This window comes from Solirubrobacter soli DSM 22325 (assembly GCF_000423665.1).
Lineage (GTDB): Bacteria > Actinomycetota > Thermoleophilia > Solirubrobacterales > Solirubrobacteraceae > Solirubrobacter > Solirubrobacter soli.
This window is the reverse complement of the sequence record NZ_AUIK01000048.1, coordinates 1-20,311: the sequence shown is the minus strand read 5'-3', so window position 1 is coordinate 20,311 and position 20,311 is coordinate 1. Positions and strand designations below refer to the sequence as shown.

Sequence of the window (20,311 nt, the reverse complement as noted above, 5' to 3'; positions counted from 1 at the left end):
GCCTAGTTGTCCTGCCCGCGGTCTTGCTGGACAGTGATCAATTGATCTAGGGGAGAGTTGTCCGGTCCCTGCCGGACGCTGAGAGGTGCGAGCCAGCTCAGCGAGTGGAAAGGGACCGGACAGTGCAAGACCGTAGATGCAGGTTCGGACTGGCGGCGCGGATCGAGATGGTCCGTCGTCGCGAGGCCGGGGAGTCGTTGCGTTCGATCGCGCGGTCGATGGCGTGTTCGCCGACGACGGTGAAGGTGCAGGCTGATCGGTGGGCGCAGGCCGACGAGGCCGGGCGGGCGGACTTCAGCTGTCTGGCGCCGCGGCGTCCGGTGCCTGCGTCGTGTCCGTGGCAGCTGAGCGGTGAGGAGCAAGCGCTGATCGTGCGAGCGCGGGAGCGCACCAATTGGGGCCCGATGCGGCTGGCGGCGTTGACGGGTCGGCACCGCTCAACGATCTGGAAGGTGCTCTGGCGCCACGGCGTGTCGCGTCGCCGGCGCGGCCGGCGGCAGACTTTTCGGCGCTTTGAGTGGAGCCAGCCCGGCGCGCTGTTGCACATCGATGCCTACAGCGCCCCGAAATTCCTGACGCCCGGGCATCGCGTGACCGGCGATCGTGACAAGCACGACCGGGCGCGCAACCTCGGCAAGACCGTCGTGATCGCCGTCCAAGACGATCACACGCGCCTGGTCTATGCCGAGTTGCACAGCGCCGAGAACGGCGCGAACGTCTCGATCGTGCTGCGCCGCGCCGCGCGCTGGTTTCTCGAGCAGGGCTGCGGCCCCGTGGAGGCGGTCATGAGCGACAACGCCAAGTGCTACTCGCGCAGCCACGCCTTTGGCGACACGCTCAGCGAGCTCGGCGCCCGTCACATCCTCATCCCGCCCTACACGCCGCGCTGGAACGGGAAGATCGAGCGCTTCTTCGGCACCCTCGAAGACGAATGGGCCCACGGCCGCCTCTGGCCCGACAGCGCCACCCGCGACCGCGCCCTGAGCTCATTCATCCGATACTTCAACCGCTACCGACCTCACAGCGCCGCAGGCGGCCGAGCACCCATCACCCGCGTCCACTAACTCCGCGGGCAGGACACCTAGTCGACGCCGGGGAACCAGAGGCCGAAGCGCTCGCAGAGCTCGCCGACGCTCTCCGGCTGCATGTCGAGGGCGTAGCGGGCGCACAGCTCGCCCATCGCCTCAGGGTCAGGGGCGCCGCCGGCGGCGATCGGGCCGAGCTCGGCGAAGAACTGCTCGAAGCCCGCGGGGGAGATGATCTCGAGGATGCGGGCGGGCTCGTCGCCGGCGTTCCAGAACGTGTGCCACTGGCCGCGGGGCTTGTAGACGAGATCGCCTGGGCCGGCCTCGACGACGTCGTCGCCGAGCAGGGCGCCCATGCGGCCCTCGAGCACGAAGCTGTACTCGTCCTCGCGGTTGTGGCGGTGCAGTGGGGCGGCGAGGCCGCGCGGGGGCATCGGGTGCTCGACGAGCGAGAAGCGGGTCTCGGTGTCGGCGCCCGGGATCATGAAGCGGACGCCGATCGTCTGCAGCGTCACGGAGCCGCCGTCGGCCGGGCCGACGATCTTCGGGGTGAGGGTCGTGGTCATCTGCGTCTCCATTTGAGTGAACATCCGTGTACGCCGAAAAGCGTAGAGATGTCCTGCGGCTGTGTCAAGATTCAGCGAACATCGATGTCTACTGAAAAGCGCCGATACGAGAAGAAGGCCCGCGCGGCGTCCGAGGAGGCGACCCGCCAGCGCGTGATCGACGCCGCGATCGCGCTGCACGGCACGGTCGGCCCGGCGCGCACGACGATCTCCGCGATCGCCGAGCGGGCGGGCGTCCGGCGCGCGACCGTCTACCGGCACTTCCCCGACGAGCGCACGCTGATGCTCGGCTGCTCGGGCACGTGGGCGGAGCGCAACCCGGTGCCGGATCTCGCCAGGTGGGCGAACATCGCCGACCCGTCAGCACGCGTCGAGGCCGCGCTCGACGCCCTGTACGCCTGGTACGAGCAGGTCGAGCCGATGCTGAGCTCGGTCCTGCGCGACATCGAGGCGATGCCGATCATCGCCGAGATCCAGCAGGGCCGCCACGCCTACCTCGCAGCGGTCGAGGAGACCCTGCTCGGAGTCGATGCGACCACGCGGCAGCGGGCGACGATCGGCCTCGCGCTGGACTTCTACGCCTGGCGGACGCTGCACGAGCGCGGCCTCGACCGCGCCGATGCGGTCGCGGTGATGGCTTCAGTCGTCAGCGCGCCAACTGCGTGAACCCCAGATCCCCCGTCCACGGTATGGGCGGCATGGCCGACGTGGTGCAGGCTGATGGGATGCCCGCTGCGCGTCCCCGTGTCGTGATCGTCGACGATCACGCGAGCTTCCGCGGCGCCGCGCGTGACCTGTTCACCGTGCGCGGCTGGGACGTGGTCGCGGAGGCTTCCTGCGGGGCGACGGCCCTGATGCTGGTCAGCGCGTCGGAGCCCGACCTCGTGGTGGTCGACGTGGCGCTCGGCGTCGAGAGCGGGTTCGACGTCGCGCGCACGCTCACCCAGGCGTTCCCGAAGCTGCCCGTCCTGCTGGTGTCGGCGGAGGAGCACTACGCGGACGCCGCGGACCGGATCGCGGGGAGCGGCGCACGCGGCTTCGTCGCCAAGCGGCGGCTGCCGCAGATCGACCTCAGGCCGTTCCTGCGGCCGCTGCGGGTCCGCGAAATCACCTGAACGGGGCGATGCCGGGCGCCGCGGCGCCTGAAACGCTCAGGCCATGCCCGCCGATGGATGGTCGGCGTTGTTCGCGAGCGCGTTCAGCCAGTCGCGGAACCCGATGGTGCTGGTCGACGGGGAGCGCCGCATCGTCGACGCCAACGCGGCCTTCGTGCACCTGCTGGGCCGGACGCGCGACGCCCTGCGCGGCCACACGCTCTACACCTTCGTCGTCGGCGGGGCGCTCGTCACGTTCGACGAATGGCAGCAGGCGCTCGCCGAAGGGCGATTCACGGGTGAGGCGGCGTTGGTGCACGCCGACGGACGCGAGATCGGCGTGCAGTTCGCGGGCAGCACCGAGATCGCGACGGGCCGGCGGCTGGTGCTGTTCGTCGCGCTGACCACGTCGCGCTGGGGCGCCCACTTCCGGAGGACCGGCGAGGAGCAGGGCGGCACGCTGTCGCGGCGCGAGCGAGAGGTCGTCCGCCGCGTGGCGCTCGGCGAGACGAGCGCCGAGATCGCGGCGGAGCTCGTGATCTCCGAGGAGACGGTCAAGACGCACGTCCGCAAGGCCATGTTGAAGCTCGGCGCACGCTCGCGTGCGCACCTCGTGGCCAAGGCGCTCACCGGCGGACTGGTCGAGCTGTGAAGTCACCCTGCGGTAGGGTTGGGGTTCGCTGTCGATTCCTCGCAGCGTCCTAGACGACCTCCGCCCAGCCGTAGCGACGCGCGGCGCCGGCCGTCGCCCCGATCAGGAGGGCACATGCCCGCCAGCAAGTCCCCCGACACACGTCATTCCGAGGCGGGGATCGTCGCTGCCGTGACCCGCTTGTCGAGGCCGCATGGTGACGGCGACGCGATCATCGAGCGCGCCGCGATCCTCGCCGAAGGGACGCCGTCCGCGGCGATCGAGGCGTGGGTCATCGATCACGGCGGCCGACCCGAGACCCGCACGACCACCAGTCGTGGAAGGGGGCAGTATCGAGTCGGGCACGACGCGCCTTCCGGCCACGGACGCGTCCCGCAGCGGTACGTCTTCCCCGCGGCCGCGCTGTCGGAGGACTCATGACCCGGTATGACCAGCTGAGCGTGGAGCAGGTGCGCGGACACCTTCGCACGCTCTCACCCACTGCCCTCGCGACGCTCGGCGACTATGAGCGCGGCCACCAGAACCGCGGCCCGATCGTCGCGGACATCGATGCGCTGCTCGGCAAAGAGCCGTGGCCGGGCTACGACGCGCTCGACGTCGACGGAGTGCGGTTCGGCCTCGACGGCGCCGGACCGGAGCGGCTCGAGGCGGTGCTCGCCTACGAGCAGGTCCACCAGAACCGCGCCGGGGTGCTACTGGCCACCCAGCAACACGGCTAGATGTCAGCCGCGCCTGCGCGGCCCGCGGACGGGCGCCTTGGGAGGCTGGCTGTCGGCGCGCTCAGCCGCCACGACTCGCCGGTCGGCGGCTTCCTGCTTGAGGCGACGCTGAACGTCGGCCAGTTCCGCGCTGCGTTCCGCGGGTGACGCGGATCGCGGACGAGTTGCCTGACCCGCGGGATTCTTTGGTGGCGTCATGAACGACGCTCCTCTCGCTCCTGGGGGCGCCCATACGAGGTAGGAGCGCGAACGCTCGCGGGACGTGCTGCACTTGACATTATCACCGCCGACGCCGCCCTCCAGGGAGTTCAGGTGCCGACGGGGTGCCAGGCGGTCTTGAGCTCCATGACCGCTTCCAGCCGCGACAGCGGGTCGGCGTCCGGCGCCGGACGCGAGACGCGCTTGACCGTCTCCGCCGCCAGCTCGTCGATCTGCAACGCCAACGAGGCATCGCCGGTCGCGTCGACGATCGCGTTGACGTCGCGATGGCCGCACAGCGGCGTCAGCAACTCCTCCATGCGCCCCGCCAACAGGTTCAGGACGCCGCCGGGCACATCCGACACGCCCGCGATCTCGCCGAGGTCCAACGCCCGCAGCGGCGACGTCCGCGAGACGAGCACGACCGCGGAGTTGCCCGCGGCGAGCACCGGGGCGACCTCACGGATGACGCCCAGCACGTCGGGCGAATCGGGCGCCAGCACGGCGACGACACCCGTCGGCTCGGGGGTCGAGAACGAGAGGTGCGGGCCGGCGACCGGGTTGATCCCGCCCATCACGACCGCGAGCTTGTCGGTCCAGCCCGCGTAGTGGACGAGCAGGTCGACCGCCTGGTCGATCTCGTCGGTCCCGCCCGACAGCTCGGCGGACCGGGACTCCAGCGCCTCCGCGAACCGATACAGCACCTGGCCGCGGTTGTACGCCGTCTTCTTGGCCCACCCGCCGAAGCCGGCGCGGGCGGCCTTGACCGCGTCGCGCACGTCCTTGCGCGACCCGCGCGGCACGTTGACGCCCTCGATCGGGTCGGTCCGGCCGGACTCAGAGCGCACGAACGCGCCTCCCACGTAGAGCTTGTACGTCTTGGCGACGGCGCGACGTTGGCTCACGACGCGACCCCCGGAATGCCTGAAACCGTACGGCTGGTGCCTTGGGGGCGGTTGCCAGGCTCGCTCACGACGACACCTTCAGGTACGGCAGCAGCCCCGACGGGCCGCCCTCGCGCCCGAACCCGCTCTCCTTGTAGCCGCCGAACGCGGCCGTCGGATCGAACTTGTTGTACGTGTTCTGCCAGACGACGCCCGCCCGTAGCTTGCCCGCGACCTCGAACGCCTTGGAGCCGTTGTCGGTCCACACGCCCGCGGCCAACCCGTAGGCGCTGTTGTTCGCGCGCTCGACCGCCTCGGCCGGCGTGCGGAACGTCGTCACCGACACGACCGGGCCGAAGATCTCCTCGACCGCGATCCGGTTGGCCGGGGCGACGTTCAGGAACATGGTCGGCGGGAACCAGTAGCCCTGCTCGGGCAGCGCACACGAGATCGAGCGGCGCGTCGCGCCCTCGCGCTCGCCCTCGGCGACCAGCGAAGCGATCCGTTCCAGCTGCGCCGCGGAGTTGATCGCGCCCACGTCGGTGTTCTTGTCGAGCGGGTCGCCGACCCGCAGGCGCTCCATCCGCGCCCACAGCCGCCGCACGACCTCCTCGGCGACGCTCTCCTGCAGCAGCAGCCGCGACCCCGCGCAACACACGTGGCCCTGGTTGAAGAAGATCCCCTCGATGATGCCCTCGACCGCCTGGTCGAGCGCGGCGTCCTCGAACACGATGTTCGCCGACTTGCCGCCGAGCTCCAGGGTCAAGCCTCGTCCCGTGCCCGCCAGTGCCCGCTGGATCTCCTTGCCGACCGCGGTCGAGCCGGTGAACGCGACCTTGTCGACCTCCGACCGCACCAGCGCGGCGCCCGCCGACCCGTCGCCCGTGACGATGTTCACCACGCCCGGCGGGAGGTCGGCCTCCAAGCAGATCTCGGCGAGCAGCAACGCCGTCAGCGGCGTCGTCTCGGCCGGCTTGAGCACGGCGGTGTTCCCGCACGCCAACGCGGGCGCGAGCTTCCACGCCGCCATCAGCAGCGGGAAGTTCCACGGGACGACCTGACCGACGACGCCGCGCGGGGCATACGACCGCCCGCTGACGGCGTACGACAGCTTGTCCGCCCAGCCCGCGTAGGAGAAGAAGTGCGCGGCGGCGAGCGGGATGTCCACGTCGCGCGACTCGCGGATCGGCTTGCCGCCGTCGAGCGACTCGACGATCGCCAGCTCCCGCGAGCGCTCCTGGATCAGCCGGGCGATGCGGAACAGGTACTTGCCGCGCTCGAGCGGGGGCAGCGCCGCCCACTTCGGCGCCGCGGCGCGGGCGGCGGCGACGGCCCGCGCCACGTCCTCCTCGCCCGCGAACGCCACCGACGCCAACGGTTCCTCGGTCGCCGGGTTGATCGTCTCGACGCGCGTGCCGTCGGTCGGCGCCACGAACGCGCCGTCGATGAACAGGTCGTAGGACTCCTTCAGCGGTGCCGCGTCGCGCGACTCCGGCGCCGGCGCGTAGTCCCACTGCAGGGTGGTGCGCTCCAGGGTCGCCATCACTACTCCTTCGAGAAGTCCTCGGCGCGCCCGTAGTGGCCGCCGTCCAGCTTGGCGTACTGCATCAGCAGGTCGTTGAGCAGCGACGAGGCGCCGATCCGGAAGCGGTCCGGCGTCAGCCAGTCGTCGCCGAGCGTCTCCTTGACCAGCACGAGCATGTGCAGCGCGGACTTGGTGTTGGACACGCCGCCCGCGGCCTTCACGCCGACGACGCGACCCGTCTTCCACAGGTGGTCGCGCACCACCTCGAGCATCACCAGGACGACGCCCGGCGTGGCGCCGGAGGTCGATTTGCCGGTCGAGGTCTTGATCACGTCGGCGCCCGCGGAGATCGCCAGCTCGGACGCGTGCCGGACATGCGCGTAGGTCGGCAGCTCGGCCGTCTCGAGGATCACCTTCAGGTGCGCGTCGCCGCACGCCTCCTTGACGGCCTCGATCTCGCGCGCGACACGGGCGTCGTCTCCCGCCAGGTACGCCTCGCGGGAGATGACCATGTCGATCTCGGTGGCGCCCGCGGCGACCGCCTCGCGGGTCTCCTCGACCTTGATGGCAAGCGACGTCTGGCCGGCGGGGAAGCCGGTCGACACGGACGCGACCTGCACGCCGGTGCCGCGCAGCGCCTCGGCGGCGACGCCGACCAGCGCGGGATAGACGCAGACGGCGGCGCAGGAGGGGATCTCGGGCCGGGAGGGGTCCGGGCAGACGGCCTTCGCGCACAGGTGGCGGACCTTGCCCGGCGTGTCCGCGCCCTCGAGCGTCGTCAGGTCGATCATCGACGTCGCGATCCGGATGCCTTCGCGCTTCGCGGTGGTCTTGATCGAGCGGCGCCCGAGCGCTGCGGCACGTTCGTCGACCCCGACCCGGTTGACGGGGGTGAGGGAACGGCTCATGTGTCGCAGTGTCGCACGCGACCCGTAGGCTCACTACAGATGGCCGCCAAGAGCGAGTACACGATGCTCGAGGTCGCCGGGCGCGAGGTCCGGCTCTCGAACCCGGGCAAGGTCTACTTCCCCAAGCCCGGCTGGACCAAGCTCGACCTGGTCGAGTACTACCTGACCGCCGCCGACGCCGTGCTGATCCACCTGCGCGAGCGCCCGGGGGTGCTCAAGCGCTTCGTCAACGGCATCGAGGAGGAGCCGATCTGGCAGAAGCGGGTGCCGAAGAACATCCCGGAGTGGCTGCAGACCGCGACGGTGGCGTTCCCGTCCGGCCGCACGGCGGAGGAGCTCGTCGCCAACGACGAGGCGCACCTCGCGTGGGCGGTCAACCTCGGCAACATCGACTTCAACCCGCATCCGGTGCGCCGTTCCGACCTCGACCACCCGGACGAGCTCCGGGTCGACCTCGACCCGACGCCCGGCGTCGGCTGGACCGAGGTCCGCAGGACCGCGATGGTCGTCAACGAGGTGCTGACCGAGCACGGCCTGCGCGGCTACCCGAAGGTCTCGGGCTCGAAGGGCATCCACGTCAACGTGCGGATCGAACCGGTCCACGAGTACATCGAGGTCCGCCGCGCGGCCCTGGCGCTCGCGCGGGAGGTCGAGCGGCGCGCGCCCGACCTCGCGACCAGCAAGTGGTGGAAAGAGGAACGCCACGGCGTCTTCGTCGACTACAACCAGAACGCGCGCGACCGCACCGTCGCCTCCGGCTACTCGGTGCGCCCCACTCCCGACGCGCGGGTGTCGTGCGCGCTCGCGTGGGACGAGGTCCCGGACGCTGAGCCGGGCGACCTGCGCATCGACACCGTCCCGGAGCGCCTCAGGACGGTCGGCGATCCCGCCGCGGACATCGACGTCGAGCCCGGCTCGCTCGACCAGCTGCTCGACCTCGCCCGCCGCGACGAGGAGGGCGGGCTCGGCGACGCGCCGTGGCCGCCGCACTTCCCCAAGCAGCGCGGCGAGCCCAAGCGCGTGCAGCCGTCCCGCGACGCGGCCCAGCGCGGGCGGATCGGTGACCCGCAGCCCGGCGGGCCGCCGCCCGGCATCACGCTCAGCCAGTCCCAGGGCCAGCGCGGGTTCGGCTCAAAGCCCCGCACGGGCCAGGGTTACGAGGAGGACTGGGAGGAGAGCTGAGTTCCGCCAGGCGGCGGGTCAGGAACTGGCGCTCGGGGTCGGTGCGGGCCAGCGGCAGAGCCAGCGCGTAGGCCGAGCGCGCCTCCTCGACGCGTCCCAGCCGACGGAGGAGGTCGGCCCGGGTCGAGTGCAGGTAGCGGTAGCCGCCGAGTTCGAGGCCGTCGACGAGCTCGAGCGCGGCCTGCGGGTCGCCCGCCTCCGCGATGGCGACCGCGCGGTTGAGCTCGACCACGGGCGAACGCGTGAGCTGAGCCAGCTGTGCGTACAGCGCCGCGATCTGGGGCCAATCGATCTCGGGCTCGAGCTGGAGCGACGCGATCGCCGCCTGGAGCACATAGGACCCGCGCCCGAGCATGGCGATGGCGCGGTCCAGCTCGGCACGGCCGGCGGCGATCTCGGCCTCGTCGTAGAGCGAGCGGTCCTGGTCGCGGAGCCGCACGAGCTCCCCACCGGCGTAGCGGGCGGCGCGTCGGCTGTGGTGCAGGTGCATGAGGGCGAGCAGTCCGCGGGCCTCCGGCTCGTCGGGCATCAGCTCGCACAGGATGCGCCCGAGCCGGATCGCCTCGACCGCGAGGTCGATCCGGCCGCCGTAGCCCTCGTTGTAGATGAGGTAGACGATCGCCAGGACGGACTTCAGGCGGTCCGGCAGGAGGTGATCGGCCGGGACGACGAACGGGATGCGGGTGTCGCGGATCTTGGCCTTGGCGCGCGTCAGGCGGCGTTTCATCGTCTCCTCGGAGACGAGGAACGCGGCGGCGATCTCCTCGGTCGTGAGCCCGAGCAGGGCACGCAGCGTGAGCGCGACCTGCGCCTCGGCGGCCAGCGCCGGGTGACAACAGGTGAAGATCAGCTCCAGGCGCTCATCCGGGATGGTGGCGTCGAACGACATGTCGAGCTCCGTGGTGGGCTCCGGATCGAGCCGGCGGACCTTGGCGGCGAGGGTTCGTTCGCGGCGTATCCGGGCGAGGGCGTGGTTGCGGGCCGTGGTGATCAGCCACGCCCGCGGATTGCTCGGCACCCCGTCGCGCGGCCAGCGGGCAGCCGCGGTCGCGAACGCCTCCTGAGCGGCTTCCTCGGCGGCGTCGACGTCGCCGAGGAACCCGGTCAGATGCGCCAGGACACGAGCCCATTCCGTGCGGAAGATGTGCTCGATCACGCCGCCTGCGACCTCGGCTAGTACTCCACCAGGGGCCGGACCTCGACCGCGCCGCCGAGGCGGACGGCGGGGATGCGCGCCGCCAGTTCGAGCGCGCTGTCGAGGTTGTCGGCTTCGAAGATGTAGTAGCCGCCGATGACCTCGCGGGTGTCGGCGAACGGCCCGTCGGTCATCAGCGTCTCGCCGTCCTGCATCCGCACGGTGGTCGCGGTGTGGACGGGCTGGAGATGGCCGCCGTCGATGACCCCGGCCTCGTCGCGCACCGCGAAGTACTCGCGGTTCACGGACGCGTACTCCGCTTCGGAGAGGGCCTCGTGCGAGCCGGGTTCGGGATAGATGAGCAGGGCGTACTTCACGGTGCTGGCCTCCTTGGCCTCGATGTCCACCTCTAGATGCACGGCGACGTCCCGAGGGGACAGCTCACAGCAGATCGGCGAGGGTGCGGACGCCGTCGTCGATCGCGCGTTCGTCGAGCGTCGCGTACCCGAACAGCAGGCCCGGCCGGCCGTCGTGGGCGATCCGGTAGGGCGCGAGGCCGTGGAGCGCGACACCGTGGCGCGCGGCCGCCTCGACCACCGCCCGCTCGTCGACGCCGTCCGGGAGGTAGGCGACCAGGTGCAGGCCCGCCGCGATGCCCGCCGGCTCGAGCTGCGGGGCGTGCGTGCGCAGGGCGGCCAGCAGCGCGTCGCGGCGCCGCCGGTAGAGCGGGCGCATGCGGCGCAGGTGGCGGTCGAACTCGCCGCGGGCGACGAAGTCCGCGAACGCCAGCTGGTCGAGCACCGGCGAGCCGCGGTCGGCGAGCTTCTTGGCCTCGGTGACCGCGTCGACCAGCCGCGGCGGCAGGACGAGCCAGCCGAGTCGCAGGCCGGGCGCCAGCGTCTTGCTCGCGGTCCCGGCGTAGGCGACGAGGTCGGGAGCGAGCCCCTGCATCGCGCCGATCGGCGCGCGGTCGTAGCGGTACTCGGCGTCGTAGTCGTCCTCGATCACGAGCGCCCCCGTCTCCCGCGCCCAGCGCAGCACCGCGGCGCGCCGCTCCGGGGAGAGGACCGCGCCGGTCGGCCACTGGTGCGAGGGCGTGAGGACGAGCGCGTCGGCGCCCGGCAGGGCGTCGACCCGGATGCCGTCCTCGTCCACCGGCACGCCGACGACCTCCAGTCCGGCGGCGCGTGCGAGCGGCAGCGCGTCGTCGTCCGCCGACGGGTCCTCGAGCGCGATCCGCTTCGCCCCGGACGCGACGAGCGCTCCGATCAACAGCCCGATGCCCTGCGCATACCCGTTGCAGACGAGGATCTGCCCAGGCTGCGCGGACGTTCCGCGGACGCGGTTCAGATACGCCGCGAGCGCGTCGTGCAGCGCCGGCGCGCCGCGGCCGTCGACGTAGCCGAACTCCTCGTCGGACACGGTCGTGAGCACGCGCCGCAGCGAGCGCAACCACGCCGCGCGGGGGAACTGGGAGCCGTCGGCGCGGCAGGGGCAGAAGTCGATCCGTGCCGCCGTCTGCGGGACCGGCGAGGGCGAGATCGCGGCTTCCTCGCGGCCGATCGCCACCCGCGTGTACCCGCCGGACCGGCTCGCCAGATAGCCCTCGGCGATCAGCTGCTGGTAGGCCTCGACGACCACGCCGCGGGACACGCCGAGCTCGTCCGCCAGCCCGCGGGTGGGCGGGAGCGAGCTGCCGCGCGGCAGCCGGCCGCTGCGGATCGCGTCGCGGATCGACGCCTCGATCTGCCGGTGCAACGCGACGCCGGAGTCGCGCGTCAGCTGGACCAGCAGCGAATTGGTCCTCTCCAACAGCACTGGATCGGATCTTATCCCGAGGTCCAATCCGTGGAACCCTCGGTTCCCATGCGGAAGATCATCAACTCGACCTACATCAGCCTCGACGGTGTCGTGGAGGGTCCGCACCTGTGGCCGTCGCTTGGCCGCCCGAGCGACCCGCGCGGCGACGAGATCCAGACGAAGCTGGGGCTCTCGTGCGACGCGTTCCTGATGGGCCGCCGCACCTACGACGGCTTCGCCCCGGTCTGGCCGACGCGGTCCGGCGACCCGTTCTCCGACCACATCAACACGGCGCCGAAGTACGTCGTCTCGACGACGCTCAAAGACCCGGAGTGGGCCAACACGCACGTGATCGGCGGCGACGTCGTGGGTGAGATCCGGCGGCTCAAGGAGGCGCCCGGCAAGGACATCGTCCAGTACGGCTACGGCGTCGTCTCGCGCCTGCTGCTCGAGCACGGCATGCTCGACGAGCTGCGGCTCTGGTTCCACCCGCTGATCGTCGGCTCGGCCGCGCCCGGCGACCTGCTGTTCGGCCCTTCGCCCGCGACGCACTTCGACCTGGTCGACACGACCGCGCTCAGCAACGGGATCGTGATCCTCAGCTACGAGACCGTGAAGAGGTGAGCGCCCCAGGGCGGCAGGCCGACGATCAGCTCGGGGCCTGAGCGCTCGTAGGTGAGGCCCGTGAGGACGTCCGTGAGCGCTGCGTCGAGGTCGACGCGGATCCGGCTCCAGAGCTCGGTGGGGCCGAAGTTGACCGCGACCACGTGGTCGGAGAACGCCCAGGCGAGCAGCTGCGGGTGATCGGTGTCGAGCAGTCGCCAGTCCGTGACCCGCAGGCCGACGATGCGCGAGTAGAACTCGTGCAGCGCGTCGTCCGGCGCCTCGACCGGCCCGCGGGCGAGGAAGACCGGGACCTTCACGCGCGCGCCGTCGAACTGCCCGTGGTGGTAGAGCTTGCCGCCGGGCACGGTGGCGAGGATCACCGCCGCGGCCCGCGCCCGCTCGCCGAACACGGCGGCGGCGCGCGGCTCGTCGTGGTTCTCGATGAAGCGCAGCAGGTAGGACGCGTCGGCGGCGAGGTGGGCGCGCACCGACGCGGCGTCCTCGTGCGCGAGGCGATCGTAGAGCCGCTTGTCGTACGCGTAGTCGAAGCCCTGCTGGTGCAGCGCCCACTCCATGTCCCAGTAGGCCTCGGCGATGAAGGTCAGCCGGTCGTCGAACACGTCGGGCCAGAACTCTGTGGGCGGCGGCTCGCGGTGCCAGGTGCGGGCGAAGACCTCGTTGGTCATCAGCATCGCCATGTCGCAGCGCACGCCGTCGCACAGCGTCGCCAGGTGCGCGAGCAGCTCCCGCGCCGCGGCGCGCAGGCCGGGCGAGAACGCGTCGAGCTGGACGACGTCCGGCCACGCCGGGAAGTACGGGTCGCGGCCACGGGCGACGATCGCGTCGCCGACCCGCAGCCACGAGACGGGGTCGCGCGCCAGATCCTCCTCCGTCCCGCGGATGCAGTGCTCGGGAACCCACGGGTGATCGGGCGCGACGTGGTTGGGGACGTAGTCGAGGATCAGCTTCAGGCCGCGTTCGGCGAGCTTGGCGCGGGCGGCCGCGAGGTCGCCGAAGCGGGGGTCGACGACGTAGTCGCGCACGCAGTACGGCGAGCCGATCACGTCGTCCGCGCGCAGGTCCGGCACGGCGGCGCGCATCCCCGCCATCAGCCCCGGGTCGTCGAGCGCGATCGCCATCCCCGCGGGCGAGCGCTCCCACACGCCCATCAGCCAGACCGCGTCGACGTCGGGCACGAAGGACCAGTCGACGTCCTCGAGCGGCGTACGGAGGAGCGCGGTGTTGACCTCGTAGATCCTCATCCGGAGATCCGCAGCACGGTCGCCACCGCGCCCGTCCAGCCGGTCTGGTGCGAGGCGCCCAGCCCGGCGCCGTTGTCGCCGTGGAAGTACTCGTGGAACAGGATCAGGTCGCGCCAGTGCGGGTCCGTCTGGAACGTCTCGATGCCGCCGTACACGGGCCGCTTGCCGTCCTCCCCGCGCAGGAACGTCCGCGACAGCCGGCGGCTGATCGCCAGCGCGACCTCGCGCAGGTTCATCAGCTCGCCCGACCCGGTCGGGAACTCGATCTTGAAGTCGTCGCCGTAGTAGCGGTTGAGGTTGAACAGCGCCCGCAGGATCACGAGGTTCATCGGGAACCAGACCGGGCCGCGCCAGTTCGAGTTGCCGCCGAACATGCCGCTGTCGGACTCGGCCGGGAGGTATTTGACCTCGTAGTGGTTGCCGTCCCAGTCGAACGTGTACGGGTGCTCCTCGTGGACCTTGGAGATCGCGCGGATGCCGTGTGGGGAGAGGAACTCGTCCTCGTCGAGCATCACGGTCAGGATCTGACGCAGCTGCTGCTCGTTCACGAGCGCCAGCAGGCGGCGGCCGATCGGGTTCGGGCCGGGGAGGTGGGCGAGCGCGGGGACGCTGTCGCCGAAGTGCTCGGCGAACTGCAGCGCGCGCTCGACCAGACCGGGCTGGCCGTCGAGGATCTCGGGCTCGAACACGGTCGCCGCGCACATCGGCAGCAGGCCGACGAGCGAGCGGACGCGCAGCGGGATCGTCGTTCCGTCGGGCATCCGCATGATGTCGTAGAAGAAGCCGTCCTCCTCGTCCCACAGCGGCGTGTCGGCGCCGGGTGGATTGAGCGCGATGGCGATCCAGGCGAAGTGGGTGACGAACTTCAGCGCGATGTCGGCGTAGCTCTGATCGTCGCGTCCGAGCTCGACCGCGATCTGCAGCATCCACTGGCAGTAGAGCGCCATCCACGCGGTGCCGTCGGCCTGACGCAGCGTCCCGCCGCCGGGCAGCGGGGCGGAGCGGTCGAAGATGCCGATGTTGTCGAGGCCGAGGAAGCCGCCCTGGAAGAGGTTGCGCCCGTCGGGGTCCTTGCGGTTCACCCACCAGGTGAAGTTCGTCAGCAGGCGCTGGAAGATGCGGGCGAGCCACGTGCGATCGCCCTCGCCGCGGATCTCCGCCTCGCGCTGGAAGACCCACAGCGCGGCCCACGCCGTCACCGGCGGGTTGACGTCGGAGAAGTTCCACTCGTAGGCGGGGATCTGCCCGTTGGGGTGGATGTAGCGGGTGTGCAGGAGCAGCTCGACCTGCTCCTTGGCGAAGTCGACGTCGACCAGCGAGAGCGGCGCGCAGTGGAACGCCAGGTCCCACGCCGCGAACCACGGGTACTCCCACTTGTCCGGCATCGAGATGACGTCGCCGGCCACCATGTGGAACCAGCCGACGTTGCGCACGTCCGGCGCGTTCGGGCTCCACGGGTTCACGCCGTGCCGGCTCAGCCACTGGTGGACGTCGTACTCGTAGTACTGCTTCCCCCACAGCAGGCCGGCGAGCGCCTGGCGCATGACGTTGGTGCGGTCGGTGTCGAGCGTCTGCGGGATCAGCGTCGCGTAGTACGCGTCCGCCTCCTCGATGCGGGCGGCGAAGACCGTGTCGAAGTCGACGTCCTCCGTGCGGGCGGTGAGGCGCACGCGGATCTCGCGCGACTCGCCGGCGGGGATGTCGAGGGCGTGGTGCGCCGCGCACTTGGTCCCCTGCTGCTGCACGGGCCCGCCGTGCAGCAGGTGGTCGTTGATCGCGGCCTTGTCGCCGTCCTCGTTCTCGCAGTACCAGAGCTCGCCGTCGGTGATGAAGCGCCAGTCGCCGAGCTCGGCGTGGGTCGCCACCCCTCGCGCGATCGAGGGCTTCTCGCCGCCGTTCCACCACGTGTTGCGAAACCACAGCGTCGGCAGGAGATGCAACGGCGCGGCGTCCGGCCCGCGATTGTGGGCGGTGACGCGCATCAGGATGTCGTCGTGCGCGGCCTTCGCGTACTCGACGACCACGTCGAAGTAGCGGTCGTCGTCGAAGATCCCGGTGTCGAGCAGCTCGTACTCGAAGTCCTGCTTGCCGCGGCGGCCGTTCTCGGCCACCAGGTCCGCGTACGGGAACGCCCGCTGCGGGTACTTGTAGAGGCACTTCAGGTAGGAGTGCGTCGGCGTCGAGTCGAGGTAGAACCAGTACTCCTTGGCGTCCTCGCCGTGGTTGCCCTCGCTGTTGGTGAGGCCGAACATGCGCTCCTTGAGGATCGGGTCCTGCCCGTTCCAGAGCGCGAGCGCCAGGCACAGCCGCTGGCGGTCGTCGCAGATGCCGGCGAGCCCGTCCTCGCCCCACTTGTAGGCGCGAGAACGGGCTTGGTCATGCGTGAGGAAGTTCCAGGCATCGCCGGACGCGCTGTCGTCCTCGCGGACGGTTCCCCACTGGCGCTCGGACAGGTACGGCCCCCATGCCTTCCAGGGGACCGCGCCTGTCCGAGACTCGTCCAGGCGCGTGTGCTCCGGGGTCATGCGGCGGAGCCTACGCCGCGAGCACCTCCGCCAGTCGGTCGGGCATCGACGCGAAGGGCGAATGGCTGGAGGGCAGCGAATGCACCTCGAACCGGTTGTGAGGCGTGTACGCGTCGGCCTCGGCGATCATCCGGTCCTGCAGCGCCAGCGGCACCGTCCGGTCCTGGGTCGTGCGGATGAACGTGCGCGGGACGTTGCCCCAGCGCTCGGGGGTGCCGCGGGCGTCGTCGAAGGCGACCGCCATCGGCAGGTCCGGGTTCAGGTAGGTCGCGAACCGCTGGTACTCCTCGGTCGAGACGTCCCCGTAGAGCGCGAGCCGGCCCTTCTCGACGTACTCGGGGTCGGCGTTGCGCGGGTTGATCCGCATCGCGCCGGTGGCCATCGGGTCGCCGACGAGGATCGCGCCGGAGATGCTCGAGGCGCCCTCCGGCAGCCCCGCCAGCGCGGCGCCGTTGGGCTGCAGCGCGGGAACGTAGGCGGTGAGGTAGACCAGCCGCTCGATCAGCTCGGGGACGACCTCGGCCGCCTGCGTGATCGCGAGGCCGCCGAAGCTGTGCCCGACGAGCGTGACGCGGCCCAGGCGCCGGACCTCGGCGACGATCGCGTCGCGGTAGTCGCTCAGCTTGACGCCGCCGATCGGCGACGGCTCGGACTCGAGCGCGTCGAAGTCGTTGCGCAGGTAGGACGCGGGGACGTCGGCGTCGAGGCCGGAGCCGGGCAGGTCGAGCGCGTGGACGCGATGGCCGCGGCGCGTGAGCTCCTCGGCGACCTTGTTCCAATGCGCCGCGGAGTGCCAGGCGCCGTGGACGAACAGGAACGTGCTCACGCCGTCACCGCCTCGCCGCGCGGGGTCATCGCGGCCGCGACCATCAGCAGGACGCCGTAGATCGCGAGGTACAGGCCGAAGACGACGGCCAGCGTGACCGCGCCGATGCCCGGCCACACGATCAACGTGACGCCGGTCATGATCGCCAGCACAGCACCCGCGGCCTCCCAGCCGAGGCCGTCGATGCCGAGGCGGCGGATGATCGCGAGCTCGCCGCCGCCGAGCGTGATCGCGTAGATGCCGATGACCACGGTCATGATCGCCGCGGTGGCGCCGGGGTAGAACACGGCGACGCCGGCGGCGACGAGCTCGATCGCCGCGCGCAGCCAGAGCAGGCCGCGGCCTTCGTCGACCTTGAACGACTGGTAGATCGACACGCCGGCGTCGAACACGGTGTAGATCGCGAACAGCGCGATGACGGTGCCGATGGTGATGCCCGGCCAGACCGCGAAGGTCAGGCCGAGGGCGGTGGCGGCCAGGCCGCGCACGGCGGCATGGCCCCGGGAGAGAGCGTGCATGGGAACTCCTTGTGGGTTGAGGGACTTGCGGGGAGGAAGGTCAGACGCGCACGGGCGCGGGGGCGAGCGCGGCGATCGCGGTCGCGACGCCGTGCTCGCGGCGCAGGACGCGGCCGAGGTCGGCGGCGATGGGTGCGCGGATCAGGGCGTCGCGGATCGCCTCGGCGAGATCGTCGAGGCGCCCCACGGGCGCGGGTGCGGCGCCGGTCGCGTGGACCGCGCGCGCCCAGAAGGGCTGGTCGGCGGCCTGCGGGACGATCACCGCGGGCTTGCCGGCGCGCAGGCCGGCGCCGACGGTTCCCGCCCCGCCGTGGTGGACGGTCGCCGCGACGCGCTCGAACAGCCACTCGTGCGGGACGTCGCCGATCGCGAGCATGTCGTCGGCGGGCTCGATCTCGAGGCCGGCGATCAGACCGCGCACGCCGGCCGTGCGGAGGGCGTCGACGACGCGCGGGCCGGTCTTGCGGTCGGTCGGCATGCTGCCGAAGCCGACGTAGACCGGCGGCGCGCCGGTGCCGAGGAAGCGCCGCAGCTTGGGGTCGGGCGTCCAGTCCGGCGCGGGCCCGAGGAACCAGTAGCCGGTGACGGTCGTGTCGCTGTTCCAGTCGCTCGGTCGCGGGAGGACGGTCTCGCTGTAGGCGTAGAGCGTCGGCGCTTCGACTCCGTGCGGAGCGTGTGGGAGGTCGAGTGTTTCCTCGCGCCACGAAGCGACGGTGCCCTTGAAGGTGCGCTCTGAGGCCTTGGCCAGGCGGTAGCTGGCCTTGTTGAGCGTGGGGCCGAGCGTCGGCGCCTTGACGAGGCCGGGCACGGGGAAGACGCGGGTGGGGGTGAGCATCGGGACGGGCGCGGCGGCGAAGGAGGGCACGCCGAGGCGCTCGGCGAGGTGCGGGCCGGCGAGCGTCTTGGGGTGGGCGACGATCGCGTCGGTGTCCTGCGCGGCGACCCACGCGTCGTCGAGCATCCGGCGCACACCCTCGCTCCCTGTGGGTGTGGCGAGCGGGCTGAACGGGACGTCGTAGGCCGTGATGAACGCTTCCAACTCGGCGTTCGCGGCCAGCGTGACGTCGTGTCCCGCGTCGAGCAGCCCGAGCGCCAGGGCGACGGAGGGCTGCACGTCGCCGCGCGTCCCGGCGGCGAGGATCGTGACGTGTGAACTCATGGTGCGAAGCGTCCCGGCGAACGGGTTTGCTCGCACCGGCGAAATCACCAGTCGAGCGCCGCCAGTTGCGTGCGCGAGGTGACGCTCAGCTTCTGGAAGACCTTGCGCAGGTGGTAGTCGACGGTGCGCGGGCTGAGGAACAGACGGCCCGCGATGTCGCGGTTCGTCGCGCCCTCGGCGACCATCCGCGCGATCTGCAGCTCCTGTGGGGTGAGGTCGTCGAGCGTGCTCGCGTCGCGCTTGCGGGCGGTCTCGCCGGTGGCTCTGAGCTCGTTGGCGGCCCGCTGCTCCCAGGGCTTCGCGCCGAGCTGGGCGAAGAGGTCGAGCGCGGCGCGGAGGTGGTGGCGGCTGTCGGTGCGCCGGCGCCGGCGGCGCAACAGCTCGCCCATGCGCAGCTCGAGTCGCCCGCGTTCGAACGGGAGCGAGATGCGCGCGTGCGCTTCCAACGCGTGCTCGTAGGCGTCCTCGCCTTCGAGTTGGACGCGCGCGTTCGCGGCGAGCGCGCTCCACCACGGCGAGTCCGCCGCCGTCGCCCAGGTGGAGAGCTCGTCATAGGCGTCTCGCGCCAGGCGCTGCGCGCCGACCGCGGCCTCGACCAGATCGCCGGCGAACCACAGGCGTCGCGCCGGGTGGGAGGTGGGTGCGGTGAACTGCGCGTGCAGACGCTCGTACGCGCTGTCGAACCGCCCGCTCGCGAGGTCGAGCAGCGCGAGCGCGCGCTGCGCCGACTCCTGCGCGGTGCGCACCGGGTAACGCGTCGCCTCGGTCGCGAGCCGCTCGGCCTCGTCCGGGTCGCCGCGGATCGCGGCCAGGCAGGCGGTCAGCGCTCGGCAGTGGGCGGCGGCACCGTCCTCCCCGCTCTCGAGCGCGAGGTTCAGCCCGTCGTCGGCGTCGGTCGCCGCGACCGCGAAGCGTCCCTCGAGCAGCTCGGTGGTCGTCAGCGCCTGCAGAGCGAACGCCACGTCGCCGATCGCCCCGCGCTCGCGAGCGAGCGCGACGGCCCGCGACACCGTCTGCCGCGACCCGGCCAGGTCGCCCGCGTAGGCGAGGCCGACCCCGGCCCACGTCAGCAGCTGCGAGTCGCCGCGGCCCCGCGCCAGCGCGTCGTGGAAGTACGGTCGCGCGCCGGCCGGGTCATGGTCGAGCGTCCGCGCGATTCCGCTGATGAACGCCACGACCGACCGGTCCTCATCGCTCGCGGCCGGCAGCGCCGCGGTCCAACGCGCGGTCGCGATCGCCGTGTCGAGCCGACCGGCGAGGGCGGCCGTCTCGGACGCGAGCGCTCCGACCCGCAACGCCATCCGCGGCCGCGTCGCCGCCAGCGCCCGCGCGGCCTCGACCAGGTCCCGCTCCCCCGCGTCGAGCTCCCCCCGATGCGCCCGGATCGCCCCGCGAATCGCCGTGGCGTGCGCGACGACCACGTCGAGCGAGTCGGCGCGCCCGCTCGCGTCGCCCGCGCCGGCCGCGTCGCTCGGGCTCTCGCCGCCGCTGGCGCCGCCCACGCCGGCGGGGCCGCTCGCGCCGGCGGGGCCGCCCACGCCGGCGGGGCCGCCCACGCCGGCGGGGCCGCCCACGCCGGCGGGGCCGCCCACGCCGGCGGGGCCGCCCACGCCGGCCGCTCCGCTCGCGCCGCCCACGCCGCTCGCGCCCGGCCCGCGCGTCATCGCTCCCGCCAACCGCAGCGCCTCGCCGGCGAGCTCCTCGGCGTGGGTGACGTCGCCGGCGTA

21 protein-coding genes are annotated in these 20,311 nt (G+C 71.9%); 8 read left to right on the top strand and 13 right to left on the bottom strand.

All coding sequences use genetic code 11. The features are described from left to right. The first annotated feature begins 404 nt into the window (after window positions 1–404). Entirely contained in the window at window positions 405–1,064 is a 660-nt protein-coding gene (locus tag G569_RS52520) for an integrase core domain-containing protein (protein WP_169542108.1), read from the top strand. Between the two features lie 17 nt (window positions 1,065–1,081). Here G569_RS52520 and G569_RS0129210 read toward each other — a convergent pair whose 3' ends face one another. Then, complete coding sequence (locus G569_RS0129210) at window positions 1,082–1,603, bottom strand: cupin domain-containing protein (RefSeq protein ID WP_028066039.1); 522 nt, start codon at window positions 1,601–1,603, stop codon at window positions 1,082–1,084. A gap of 72 nt (window positions 1,604–1,675) precedes the next feature. Between G569_RS0129210 and G569_RS0129205 the strand changes: the two genes are divergently transcribed. From G569_RS0129205 to G569_RS0129185, 5 genes are all read left to right on the top strand, one after another. Then, window positions 1,676–2,257 carry a TetR/AcrR family transcriptional regulator gene (locus G569_RS0129205; protein WP_028066038.1) on the top strand — a complete coding sequence of 194 codons (582 nt, stop codon included), beginning with the start codon at window positions 1,676–1,678 and terminating at the stop codon, window positions 2,255–2,257. 32 nt (window positions 2,258–2,289) lie between these two features. After that, on the top strand, window positions 2,290–2,706 hold the full coding sequence (locus G569_RS0129200; protein WP_169542275.1) for a response regulator: 417 nt from the start codon (window positions 2,290–2,292) through the stop codon (window positions 2,704–2,706). Between the two features lie 43 nt (window positions 2,707–2,749). Further along, the gene (locus G569_RS66120) at window positions 2,750–3,337 is read left to right on the top strand and encodes a LuxR C-terminal-related transcriptional regulator (protein ID WP_211233121.1); all 588 of its coding nucleotides are present in this window, start codon (window positions 2,750–2,752) and stop codon (window positions 3,335–3,337) included. Between the two features lie 114 nt (window positions 3,338–3,451). After that, window positions 3,452–3,757: a hypothetical protein gene (locus G569_RS0129190; RefSeq protein ID WP_028066036.1), complete on the top strand. Its 306-nt coding sequence runs from the start codon at window positions 3,452–3,454 to the stop codon at window positions 3,755–3,757. Continuing rightward, window positions 3,754–4,056, top strand: a complete 303-nt coding sequence (locus G569_RS0129185) for a hypothetical protein (RefSeq protein ID WP_028066035.1) — start codon at window positions 3,754–3,756, stop codon at window positions 4,054–4,056. Before G569_RS0129190 ends, G569_RS0129185 begins: the two co-directional genes overlap by 4 nt. A 308-nt stretch (window positions 4,057–4,364) precedes the next feature. Here G569_RS0129185 and G569_RS0129175 read toward each other — a convergent pair whose 3' ends face one another. From G569_RS0129175 to deoC, 3 genes are all read right to left on the bottom strand, one after another. Then, window positions 4,365–5,159, bottom strand: a complete 795-nt coding sequence (locus tag G569_RS0129175) for an aldehyde dehydrogenase family protein (RefSeq protein WP_028066034.1) — start codon at window positions 5,157–5,159, stop codon at window positions 4,365–4,367. Window positions 5,160–5,223: 64 nt separating this feature from the next. Beyond that, window positions 5,224–6,681 (bottom strand): aldehyde dehydrogenase family protein, encoded by a 1,458-nt coding sequence (locus tag G569_RS0129170; RefSeq protein ID WP_028066033.1) that lies wholly within the window; start codon window positions 6,679–6,681, stop codon window positions 5,224–5,226. A gap of 2 nt (window positions 6,682–6,683) precedes the next feature. After that, on the bottom strand, window positions 6,684–7,571 hold the full coding sequence (gene deoC / locus G569_RS0129165) for a deoxyribose-phosphate aldolase (RefSeq protein ID WP_053227135.1): 888 nt from the start codon (window positions 7,569–7,571) through the stop codon (window positions 6,684–6,686). A gap of 39 nt (window positions 7,572–7,610) precedes the next feature. Here deoC and G569_RS52510 point away from each other — a divergent pair, with 39 nt between their 5' ends. Beyond that, on the top strand, window positions 7,611–8,753 hold the full coding sequence (locus tag G569_RS52510; RefSeq protein WP_053227134.1) for a DNA polymerase domain-containing protein: 1,143 nt from the start codon (window positions 7,611–7,613) through the stop codon (window positions 8,751–8,753). Here the strand turns inward: G569_RS52510 and G569_RS52505 are convergent. From G569_RS52505 to pdxR, 3 genes are read right to left on the bottom strand one after another with little or no spacing between them, the layout of a single operon-like run. Continuing rightward, a complete protein-coding gene (locus G569_RS52505) occupies window positions 8,671–9,909 on the bottom strand; it encodes an RNA polymerase sigma factor (protein ID WP_053227133.1) in 1,239 nt (412 codons plus the stop codon). The two genes, G569_RS52510 and G569_RS52505, sit on opposite strands and share 83 nt — an antisense overlap. 17 nt (window positions 9,910–9,926) lie before the next feature. After that, entirely contained in the window at window positions 9,927–10,307 is a 381-nt protein-coding gene (locus G569_RS0129150; protein WP_245602609.1) for a YciI family protein, read from the bottom strand. 22 nt (window positions 10,308–10,329) lie between these two features. Beyond that, the gene (gene pdxR, locus G569_RS0129145) at window positions 10,330–11,706 is read right to left on the bottom strand and encodes a MocR-like pyridoxine biosynthesis transcription factor PdxR (protein WP_028066030.1); all 1,377 of its coding nucleotides are present in this window, start codon (window positions 11,704–11,706) and stop codon (window positions 10,330–10,332) included. A gap of 48 nt (window positions 11,707–11,754) precedes the next feature. Between pdxR and G569_RS0129140 the strand changes: the two genes are divergently transcribed. Further along, entirely contained in the window at window positions 11,755–12,312 is a 558-nt protein-coding gene (locus G569_RS0129140; RefSeq protein WP_028066029.1) for a dihydrofolate reductase family protein, read from the top strand. Here the strand turns inward: G569_RS0129140 and G569_RS0129135 are convergent. From G569_RS0129135 to G569_RS65615, 6 genes are all read right to left on the bottom strand, one after another. Then, complete coding sequence (locus G569_RS0129135; protein WP_028066028.1) at window positions 12,291–13,556, bottom strand: alpha-amylase family protein; 1,266 nt, start codon at window positions 13,554–13,556, stop codon at window positions 12,291–12,293. The two genes, G569_RS0129140 and G569_RS0129135, sit on opposite strands and share 22 nt — an antisense overlap. Next, window positions 13,553–16,081, bottom strand: a complete 2,529-nt coding sequence (locus G569_RS52500; protein WP_037500084.1) for an MGH1-like glycoside hydrolase domain-containing protein — start codon at window positions 16,079–16,081, stop codon at window positions 13,553–13,555. The genes G569_RS0129135 and G569_RS52500 overlap by 4 nt, the downstream gene beginning before the upstream one ends. Before the next feature lie 10 nt (window positions 16,082–16,091). Next, window positions 16,092–16,907, bottom strand: a complete 816-nt coding sequence (locus G569_RS0129125; protein WP_028066027.1) for an alpha/beta fold hydrolase — start codon at window positions 16,905–16,907, stop codon at window positions 16,092–16,094. Further along, a complete protein-coding gene (locus tag G569_RS0129120; protein ID WP_084285742.1) occupies window positions 16,904–17,425 on the bottom strand; it encodes an HdeD family acid-resistance protein in 522 nt (173 codons plus the stop codon). The genes G569_RS0129125 and G569_RS0129120 overlap by 4 nt, the downstream gene beginning before the upstream one ends. A gap of 40 nt (window positions 17,426–17,465) precedes the next feature. Then, window positions 17,466–18,584: a glycosyltransferase gene (locus G569_RS0129115; RefSeq protein ID WP_028066025.1), complete on the bottom strand. Its 1,119-nt coding sequence runs from the start codon at window positions 18,582–18,584 to the stop codon at window positions 17,466–17,468. Window positions 18,585–18,628: 44 nt separating this feature from the next. Continuing rightward, window positions 18,629–20,311, bottom strand: a 1,683-nt coding sequence (locus tag G569_RS65615) for a LuxR family transcriptional regulator (RefSeq protein ID WP_245602607.1), incomplete at its 5' end; no start/stop codon positions are given.

What these genes read in the sequence shown, in the direction of transcription:
- G569_RS0129120 (WP_084285742.1), bottom strand. Translation starts at nt 17,425, where the DNA reads ATGCACGCTCTCTCCCGGGGCCATGCCGCCGTGCGCGGCCTGGCCGCC.
- G569_RS0129200 (WP_169542275.1), top strand. Translation starts at nt 2,290, where the DNA reads ATGGCCGACGTGGTGCAGGCTGATGGGATGCCCGCTGCGCGTCCCCGT.
- G569_RS0129185 (WP_028066035.1), top strand. Translation starts at nt 3,754, where the DNA reads ATGACCCGGTATGACCAGCTGAGCGTGGAGCAGGTGCGCGGACACCTT.
- G569_RS0129205 (WP_028066038.1), top strand. Translation starts at nt 1,676, where the DNA reads ATGTCTACTGAAAAGCGCCGATACGAGAAGAAGGCCCGCGCGGCGTCC.
- G569_RS0129140 (WP_028066029.1), top strand. Translation starts at nt 11,755, where the DNA reads ATGCGGAAGATCATCAACTCGACCTACATCAGCCTCGACGGTGTCGTG.
- G569_RS52500 (WP_037500084.1), bottom strand. Translation starts at nt 16,081, where the DNA reads ATGACCCCGGAGCACACGCGCCTGGACGAGTCTCGGACAGGCGCGGTC.
- G569_RS0129115 (WP_028066025.1), bottom strand. Translation starts at nt 18,584, where the DNA reads ATGAGTTCACACGTCACGATCCTCGCCGCCGGGACGCGCGGCGACGTG.
- deoC (WP_053227135.1), bottom strand. Translation starts at nt 7,571, where the DNA reads ATGAGCCGTTCCCTCACCCCCGTCAACCGGGTCGGGGTCGACGAACGT.
- G569_RS0129190 (WP_028066036.1), top strand. Translation starts at nt 3,452, where the DNA reads ATGCCCGCCAGCAAGTCCCCCGACACACGTCATTCCGAGGCGGGGATC.
- G569_RS52520 (WP_169542108.1), top strand. Translation starts at nt 405, where the DNA reads ATGCGGCTGGCGGCGTTGACGGGTCGGCACCGCTCAACGATCTGGAAG.
- G569_RS0129210 (WP_028066039.1), bottom strand. Translation starts at nt 1,603, where the DNA reads ATGGAGACGCAGATGACCACGACCCTCACCCCGAAGATCGTCGGCCCG.
- G569_RS66120 (WP_211233121.1), top strand. Translation starts at nt 2,750, where the DNA reads ATGCCCGCCGATGGATGGTCGGCGTTGTTCGCGAGCGCGTTCAGCCAG.
- G569_RS0129170 (WP_028066033.1), bottom strand. Translation starts at nt 6,681, where the DNA reads ATGGCGACCCTGGAGCGCACCACCCTGCAGTGGGACTACGCGCCGGCG.
- G569_RS0129135 (WP_028066028.1), bottom strand. Translation starts at nt 13,556, where the DNA reads ATGAGGATCTACGAGGTCAACACCGCGCTCCTCCGTACGCCGCTCGAG.
- G569_RS52510 (WP_053227134.1), top strand. Translation starts at nt 7,611, where the DNA reads ATGGCCGCCAAGAGCGAGTACACGATGCTCGAGGTCGCCGGGCGCGAG.